The organism is Rothia sp. HMSC072E10 (assembly GCF_001813965.1).
GTDB classification, from domain to species: domain Bacteria; phylum Actinomycetota; class Actinomycetes; order Actinomycetales; family Micrococcaceae; genus Rothia; species Rothia mucilaginosa_A.
In genome coordinates this window covers 773,075-780,213 of record NZ_KV814491.1, presented here as the reverse complement: position 1 = coordinate 780,213, position 7,139 = coordinate 773,075, and the positions used below count along the sequence as shown (strand labels likewise).

At 62.2% G+C, this 7,139-nt stretch carries 5 protein-coding genes; 2 read left to right on the top strand and 3 right to left on the bottom strand.

Translation table 11 applies throughout. The annotated features are described in order from the left end of the window. From HMPREF2944_RS09510 to HMPREF2944_RS08375, 3 genes are all read right to left on the bottom strand, one after another. The coding region (locus tag HMPREF2944_RS09510) for a biotin/lipoyl-containing protein (protein WP_305793661.1) at positions 1 to 136 on the bottom strand (136 nt) is incomplete at its 3' end. 205 nt (positions 137 to 341) lie between these two features. Next, a complete protein-coding gene (gene lpdA, locus HMPREF2944_RS08380; RefSeq protein WP_049346592.1) occupies positions 342 to 1,727 on the bottom strand; it encodes a dihydrolipoyl dehydrogenase in 1,386 nt (461 codons plus the stop codon). Between the two features lie 455 nt (positions 1,728 to 2,182). Beyond that, positions 2,183 to 3,679: a leucyl aminopeptidase gene (locus HMPREF2944_RS08375; RefSeq protein WP_070649215.1), complete on the bottom strand. Its 1,497-nt coding sequence runs from the start codon at positions 3,677 to 3,679 to the stop codon at positions 2,183 to 2,185. A 367-nt stretch (positions 3,680 to 4,046) separates the two neighbouring features. On the opposite strand from HMPREF2944_RS08375, the gene HMPREF2944_RS08370 reads away from it, so the two are divergent. Beyond that, a complete protein-coding gene (locus HMPREF2944_RS08370; RefSeq protein ID WP_070682361.1) occupies positions 4,047 to 4,952 on the top strand; it encodes a proteasome assembly chaperone family protein in 906 nt (301 codons plus the stop codon). A gap of 257 nt (positions 4,953 to 5,209) precedes the next feature. After that, entirely contained in the window at positions 5,210 to 7,138 is a 1,929-nt protein-coding gene (locus tag HMPREF2944_RS08365; RefSeq protein WP_141755755.1) for a metal-dependent hydrolase, read from the top strand. Position 7,139 lies beyond the last annotated feature (1 nt).

The window sequence follows — 7,139 nt, the reverse complement described above, 5'->3', positions numbered from 1 at the left end:
TGTCAACCTTGTCGGTGGAAACCTCAACCAGGGGAGCGTCAACCTCAATGGTGTCGCCGACCTCTACGAGCCAGCGGGTGACGGTACCCTCGGTCACGGACTCGCCCAGTGCGGGCAGTACTACGGTGTGGGACATAATCTTTCCCGTTCTCCTTGGTGAATGCTTGAACTAGAAAAATGTGGGGCGGCAACCCGGACGCGCGCCCCCGGTTCAGAACCGGGGAGCACGCATCCGGGTGCGGGGCGTTGTTCAGCGGATACGCCCGTCACCGCCTTGACCTGAAAGGTCGTAACTAAGCCGACGCGAAAAACATCAGCCAGTAAAAATATGTGCGCCTGGATTATGCGCTGTGCAGCGGGGTGCCGTTCAGGAGCATTGCTGCCTCACCCAGGGACTCGTTCTGAGTCGGGTGTGCGTGGATGAACTTGGCGACGTCCTCGGGGAATGCTTCCCAAGCAACCCACATCTGAGCCTCACCAATCTGCTCACCCATGCGCTTACCGATGGCGTGAACACCAACGATGGGGCCGTCCTTCTGACGAACAACCTTGACGATACCGGTGGCGCCCAGGATAGCGGACTTACCGTTACCGGCCAGGTTGTACTCAGCGGTCTCAACGTTGTCAGCGCCGAACTTCTCCTTAGCCTTGGGCTCGGAGTAACCGACGGATGCAATCTCGGGATCGCAGAAGGTGACCTTGGGGATGTTGATGTCTTCAACAACGGTGGGGTTCAGGCCAGCGATTTCCTCGGCAACGAAGATGCCCTGCTGGTAACCGCGGTGAGCCAGCTGAACGCCGGGGACGATGTCGCCCACTGCGTAGATGTTGCCCACGCCGGTGTGCAGGCGCTCGTTAGCCAGGACGAAGCCGCGATCCATGGGGATGCCCTGCTCCTCGTAGCCCATGTTTGCGGTGTTCGGGCCACGACCAACAGCGACCAGAACGATGTCAGCCTCGAAGACCTTGCCGTCTGCCAGGGTGACCTTAGCGCCGTTAGCGTCCTGCTCGACCTTCTCGAAGAAGGTGCCGGTGTTGAACTTGATGCCGCGCTTCTTGAAGGCACGCTCCAGGACCTTGATGATTGCGGGGTCCTCGTTCGGGACCAGGTGGGGCAGACCCTCAATGATGGTGACGTCCACGCCCATAGCGTTCCACATGGATGCGAACTCGCAACCAATCACGCCGCCGCCGAGCACGATAGCGCTCTTGGGCAGGTAGTCCATCTCCAGAGCCTCGGTGGAGGTCAGGATGCGGCCCTCAATGGGCAGACCGAAGGTCTTGGAGACCGAACCGGAAGCCAGGATGATGTTCTTGCCCTTGTACTCCACACCGTTAACGGTGATGGTGTCCTGAGCGGTGAGCTTGCCCTCGCCGGCAATGATCTCGATGCCCTTCATCTTCAGCAGGCCAGCGAGACCCTTGAACTTACCGGAAACGATGCCGTCCTTGTAGTCGCGCACCTTGCCCATCTCGATGGACTGCAGAACAGCGTTGACACCGACCTTGGATGCCTCGCGTGCGTCCTCGGCCAGCTCAGCTGCGTGCAGGTAGGCCTTGGTGGGGATGCAGCCGGTGTGCAGGCAGGTGCCGCCGACCTTTTCCTTCTCAATCAGACCGACGGTGAAGCCCAGCTGGCGTGCGCGAATAGCTGCAGAGTAACCAGCGGAACCGCCGCCGAGGATGAGGATATCGAATTCTTGAGCCACGATATTGCTCCCTTGCATAGTTGGTGGGGTACGACCCCGTGCAATGAGTTCTTACCTTATTGGTAGGTTCCCCGGCACACACAGCAGGCCCGTATCAAAAAGACGCGCGCCCATCCGCGTACGCAGAAAAACACTTAATACAACAATACCCCCGATACCGCCCCTTTAAGTTCACTCAGGGCGGTTTTTAGCCAAATAATCCCGCAAAGAGGCCAAAAAATTCGAGGCGTATAGCATGCTGGACACCCCGTCCGGCCGTTCTCGCACGGGGATGCTGAAAGGCTCGGACGGGAGAAGAAAAGCTCCCTCCCCGACGAACCGAGAAAAGGCGGAAATGACCTCAACGCAACGCGCGAGGCGCCCCGGTCTGTTCGGCCGAAGCGCCTCGCGCATCCCTATATAACCGTTCAGTAATCAGCGGAAACCCTGCAGAAAGGAAGCCCTCCGCAAGAGTCCCGGCGCCGCCGAACCCTCTACTTGGCGTAGGACTGGATGAAGTTCACCAGGGTTGCGGTACCGAAGCCGGTACCCTCCTTCGGGGTGTAACCGTAGGGTGCCTCCTCGTTGAACGCGGGGCCCGCGATGTCCAGGTGTGCCCACGGAATACCTTCGCCCACGAACTCCTTCAGGAACAGGCCCGCGGTCAGGGCACCGCCGAAACGCGAACCGATGTTCTTAATATCGGCAACCTGCGAGTCCAGGCTCTTGCGCAGGTAAGACTCCAGCGGCATGGGCCAGTAAGCTTCACCGGCGGATGCGCCGGCAGCCTGCACGCGCTCGCGAATCTCCTCGTCACCCAGCAGAGCCGCGGTGCGCAGGCCCAGGGCGGCCATAGCGGCACCGGTCAGGGTGGCGATGTCCAGAATGACGTCCGGCTTAGCCTCGGAAGCCAGCGCGATACCGTCCGCCATAACCAGGCGACCCTCGGCATCGGTGTTCAGCACCTCAACGGTACGACCGTCGCGCATGGTGATGACATCCTCGGGGCGCAGGGCGTGGCCGCCGGGCATGTTCTCGGCCAGGCACAGGTAACCGGTCACGGCCACCGGAACCTCCAGCTCAGCGGAGGCCACCACGGCGTTCAGCACGGCTGCGGCACCGGCCATATCGCACTTCATGGTCATCATCGAAGCGGCGGGCTTCAGCGAGTTACCGCCGGAGTCAAAGGTGATACCCTTACCCACCAGAGCCACGTGAGCCTTCGGGTTCTCGGGGACGTACTTCACCACGGCAAGAACAGGCTTGCGGGGAGAACCCTGGCCAACGCCGGCAATACCGCCGAAGCCCTCCTCGACCAGGCGGTCGTAGTGGAAGAGCTCAATCTCAACGTTTGCGTAATCCTCGGCCAGCTCAGCCGCAAACTCACCGAAGGTCTCGGGGTACAGGTGCGACGGGGGCAGGTTCACCAGACGGCGTGCGTCTTTGGTGGTCTCACCCAGGACCAGGGCCTGCACCAGTGCGGGCTCCGCCTCGTCGGGATCAATCGAGGAAATAATCAGGACGGACTCAATCTCTTCCTTAATCGAATCCTGGGTCTTGCCGCGCATACCCTCCTCGATGAAGTTGCCCAGCACGGCGCCGTGCGCGACGGCCTCAATCTCATCCACGGAGGACAGGCCGAAATCGAAGGCAATCTCCTCGGCGGAACCGGCCAGCTGACGGCTTGCCGAACCAGCGGCATAGCGCAGGGCATCCAGACGCTCCTGACCGGTAGCCTGATCGGAACCCAGACCAGCCAGAGCCACAATGCCGGCACCCGAATCCTCAAGACCCGGCAGACGCAGCAGCTGATCGGGGGCGCCCGAGGCACCCAGCGCCTCCAGCAGCTCGTTGATACCCTCGGCGGAATCCTCAGACAGCGAGTTCGGGGCCAGGTACGGGCCCTCGGAACCCTTCAGAACACCCAGGACCAGAACGTCGGCCTCCAGTGCCTCAAGGTCGGTGCTGTGAATCGACAGGGAAAGAGACATCGTTACTCCTTTGCGTATGTCTTCTTGAAACCATCCCACCCGAAGCTGGCGAACCGTGCGAAACGGTGCCCGTAGAGGCGGGATGCGCCGCGCAAAAGTACGCGGACTACCCGTTTCTACTCTACCGGATGGGGCGGGGGAGCGGCGCGTACGCTCGCGAGCCGTCCGCGGGGGTCCCAGCATTTCGGCTCATGCAGGGCAGACCGTTCACCCGCCGCGAGAAAACGCCGAGATAGAAGCCAACACAATCTTCTTGGCTTAGAATGAAAGACTACGGAAAGCGTCTGTTGACAGAAAGGCGCGTCGACCAGCCCCGTGACGAAACACGGTGTGGCGGGCCGAACGGATTCATAGTGAGGAGGCTGTCATGCTCAATCCCGAAGATCTCTACTTAGCTAACATTAAAATCCTCGACGATCCGCGGATGCACGGGCTGACCCTCGTCATCGCCCTCTCCAGCCCGCAGGACGCCGGATCCACCGCCGGACAGCTCGGGCAGGTGCTCCTCAGCGAGCTGAAGAACATTGAAATCGTCGAGTTCGACAGCGACCAGCTGCACAACTACCGCGCCCGCCGCCCCTTCGTGCACTACGAGAAGGACCACTTCGAGAACCCGCAGTACCCGCAGCTCAAGCTCTACGCCGTCGAGGATAGCCTCGATCAGCCCTTCCTGCTGCTCACCGGCGCCGAACCGGACCTGCAGTGGCAGCGTTTTCAGAAGGCTCTGCTCGGCATTGTGCGACGCCTGCAGCCTTCGCTCATCGTGCTGGTTTCGGCCTACCCCATGCCCGTGCCGCACACCCGGCCCTTCCCCGTCACCGCGCACGGTTCCCGCAAGGACCTGATTCGCGGCATCTCGCCGTGGAAGCCTACCGCGGATATGCACGCGACCATCACCAATCTGCTCGAGGTGCTCTTTACCGACAACGGCTACGACACCGTGGGATTCGGCGTGAATATTCCGCAGTACATCTCCGAGGCCGACCTGCCGCAGGGCACCCTCACCGCCCTCGAGCACGTGGGCATGGCCGCGCATCTCTCGCTACCCACCGACGATTTGCGCGAGGCCGCCCGCCACGTGCACGGGCAGATTAACGACCAGGTCAAGCAGAACCCCGAAATTGGGCGCATGATCACGACCATGGAAGAGAACTACGACGAGAACTACCGCACCTCGGATATCGCCATTCCGCTTTCGCGACGGGACGCCAACAACATTCCGAGCCGCGACGAGATTGGTGCCCTCTTCGAACGCTTCCTGGACGAGCACTAGGGGAACGCTAGGCAGACGCTAACCGATTCGTCGAGGCGTGGCGCCGGGAGGAGGGGAGACTCACCTGCATCTGCGGCCCTCCAACCGACCGTACAGCGGGGCGTTCGTGACTGAATGTGACGGAACCGCCGCGGTGCAGTACCCGAAAAACCGAACAAAACGAATAAATCTGTGGATTTTCTTCTCTTTACAGAGGAGATATCCACAGATTTTTTCTTTAACGGATGCCAAGGCGGCGCACCTGACATTGTGGAACCATGAACAAGCACCGCAAGACCCAGAAGCCCAGCCCCCAGAACCCTAACACCCGAGATGGCCTCCAGAGCGCAGCCGTCCGGACGGATAGTCTTCCGAACGGCGCCCCGAGCCCCGCGCCTCCCTCAATCTCCACCGAGTACGACGTTCTCAGCCACGCCCTCCACCACAACGGCTACTGGCCCGAACGCTCCCTCATCATCCTCACCGCCCACAACTCCGTCCTCGGCCCCAGCCTGCGCGTCAACCTGCCTGAAGAACCGCTCCCCGAAAGCCACCGCGCCGTGTACCTCACCGGCCTCTTCACCATGATTCCCGCCGAATACGACGGGGCACCCCTCAACCGCTTCTACGCCATCATCGTCGATGGCAATAACGCCGTACGCCAACGCCAACTCGACCCAGCCACCCGAACCGCCGCGACCCTGCACGAAGTCGGCGCAGACATCACCGCGCAGAGCCGCATCAGCTCCTGGGCACACATGCTCTTCGACCCGCGCATCGTCGGCGAACGACGCTGCGAAGACATCATCTACGCCGGCGCCGCCACCGTGTGGGCTCTCAACGACCGCATGGAAGCGCTCACCCTTCTCGGACCCATCGAAGACCTTCACGCCAGCCGCTACCAGGCATGGCGAACCAGTCTCGGCGACAGCATCGCGCCCGACGCAACCGGCAACTTCGCCCGGAGCCCCTGGGATACCGACACGACCAACAACCCCTCTGCCCGCGATGACTGGGAATCCGCCACCGAGCTCTGGAGCGCAACCCGCGCTCAACGCGTCCCGGTCACCACCACCGACCGAGCCTACCGCCAGGCCCAGCTCGACCTCTGCTACTGGGAGACCGCCATCAGCGCTGTCGAACCCTACCTGAACACCCCGCCCGAGCTCAGCGAACGCACCATCGGCGACACCCTCCGCGAGCTCATCCCCGCCGAGGTCGCTGGGCACCTGCGTGCATCCCTGCAGCCCAGCACCCTCACCAACGCCTTCGAGGAGCACAGCACCCTCGAAATTCTCAGCCCGGAGACCCTGGCGTACCTCGCCGGGTACGGCCTCGACCGAACCCAGCAGGTACTCGCCATCCAGCGGTACACCACCGATTACATTTACTATGCCCTCGGCGGCGCCGCACCCCTCGGTGAGCCTCGCGAAGAGCCCATCGAACCGCCCCATTACGGCACGCGCATCACCCGAAAGGCCCAGATGCCTCGCAGCTTCACCGCCGCCTTGGCAGGCGAGGGGCCCGCCGTGCGCACCGTCCCCGCCAAGTGCAATCAGTGGCAAGACTGGATTCGCCGAACCCATCGCACCATCCAAGCCGCCGATCTCGAGCGCTGGACCTTCACCGAGCTCGACGGAATCGACCTCGCCGAAAGCTCCCTGCTTCACGAAGAAACCCTCCACGAGTACAGAGGCGGTCGGGTTTCTCCCTACGCCGCAGAAACGGACGGGGAAGCACCCGCAACCGATGAAGAAAACCGCGACCAACACATCATCCAACAGCTCAACAACAGCACCTATATGAGCGAACCCCGCCGCCTCGCGGCCCTCAACCACTACCGCGCCGCGCTCGCCGGGTCTGCCGATGTCGAGGCACCCGACTACCGCCGTCTCAACGCCCTCGAGCTTCTCTCCAGCCTTCTCGTTCCGGGCTCCAACACCGCGGAGTACAGCGCCCTACGCACCCTTCAATCCTGGAGCAACTGGCTTAAGGGACACAGCACCTACGCCAACCTGTTGCGCCACGAAGCACAGCTCCACGACCTCCGCCTCAGCCCCAACATCATCGATGCGCGACTCGCCACCGGAACCTGCCCCGCCTGGCTCACCGCTCGGCGTGCAAATACCGACGCGCTTACCGAAGGGACCACCATCAGCACCCTCAAGCCCCGCAAAAACACCCCGACCTACGGCCAGTCAAGTTGAA